The organism is Brevibacillus sp. LEMMJ03 (assembly GCF_007197875.1).
GTDB lineage: Bacteria > Bacillota > Bacilli > Brevibacillales > Brevibacillaceae > Brevibacillus > Brevibacillus thermoruber.
Genome location: NZ_VKJN01000048.1, coordinates 1 through 1,267, shown reverse-complemented (window position 1 = coordinate 1,267; position 1,267 = coordinate 1). Strand labels below are relative to the sequence as shown.

Sequence of the window (1,267 nt, the reverse complement as noted above, 5' to 3'; positions counted from 1 at the left end):
AGTGGACTTTCCCTAATTTACTTGACACGAAGTTAAGACCAATCTGTTATGAATGTTGTTTTTCATATTCCACTGGGCTCATATAACCCAATGCGGAATGCATTCTTTTCGTATTATAAAACATTTCGATGTACTCGAAGACTGCATTTCGTGCTTCCTTTTCATTGGTGAACTTTCTTGTTTCCGGCATCAGTTCGCGTTTTAACGTTTTGTAAAAGCTCTCCATCACGGCATTGTCATATGGATCTCCCAAGCGGGACATGCTGAGGATGGCTCCATGTGCTGCCAAGGTGCTTTGGTAACGTCGGCTTGTATATTGCGAACCTCGATCCGTATGTACAATCAGTCCTGTGACGGGCGTTCCCTTCCAACGGCTTGCAAAAAGGCGTCTATCACCAACTGTTCGGTCATTCGGGTGTTCATTGCCCAACCGACAACTTTCCTTGAAAATACATCAAGATAAGTGGCCAGATAGAGAAATCCATGCTGAAGGGGAAGGTAAGTGATATCTCCAACCCAGAGCGTGTTTTTCGTTTGGGCTTCAAACGCACGTTTCACTAAATTGTCCATGATTCCCGATCCTTTTGGTTTTCGTCCGATCCGACTTCGTTTTCGATAAGAAACGGCAGCCAGTCCCATCCGCTGCATAAGGCGAGCGACACGGTTCTTGCTGGTAAACAAGCCGCGTTTGCACAACGCTACAGCGATCCGGGGACTGCCATATCGACCCTTGAATTCTTTGTACACTTGCAAAATGGCTTCCTCGAGAATTTCCTGGTCGATGGTTCGTTGACTTTTTCTGCGTTTCTTCCAGTCATAATATCCTTGGGGGCTGATTCCAAGCACTTTACACATGAGCCGGACGGGATAGATTTTTACGTGGCTTTGAATAAACCGATACTTGGCTACTCGGGCTCCTTCAAGAATGCCTGAAACTTTTTTAAAATCTCATTCTCCCTTTCGAGTTTCCAAGCGCTTTTGTAGCCGTCTGATTTCGAGATCCTTGTTGGCGATTGGTTTCCCGTTACCTGTAAATGCTTCATCACCGTGTGTTTGATATTCATACACCCATCGGCTAAGCATTGTAGGAAGAATGCCTAAAGCCTTCGCAACATGGGAGACCTTCTTCCTTCATCCATGATCTGCATCACGGCAGCTATCTTGAAGGCTTTGTCATACTTTTTACGCACCATAGAAAAACAACCCCTTTACACAAAGTTATCCTTAGTCTTAACTCCGTGTAAAGAGGATTGATGAAAGTCCAGAG

The 1,267-nt window shown here is 45.1% G+C and carries 1 protein-coding gene and 2 pseudogenes; all 3 read right to left on the bottom strand.

What is annotated here, in order from left to right; genetic code table 11:
- Window positions 1-46: 46 nt before the first annotated feature.
- Complete coding sequence (locus tag FOI68_RS24335) at window positions 47-262, bottom strand: IS3 family transposase (RefSeq protein WP_185974034.1); 216 nt, start codon at window positions 260-262, stop codon at window positions 47-49.
- A 39-nt stretch (window positions 263-301) separates the two neighbouring features.
- Window positions 302-855 (bottom strand): annotated as a pseudogene (locus FOI68_RS22675) (IS3 family transposase); the annotation flags it as partial.
- 93 nt (window positions 856-948) lie between these two features.
- Window positions 949-1,113 (bottom strand): annotated as a pseudogene (locus FOI68_RS24330) (hypothetical protein); the annotation flags it as partial.
- Window positions 1,114-1,267: the final 154 nt, after the last annotated feature.

Coding starts and splice junctions, on each gene's coding strand:
- FOI68_RS24335 (WP_185974034.1), bottom strand. CDS start 262: ATGTCCCGCTTGGGAGATCCATATGACAATGCCGTGATGGAGAGCTTT.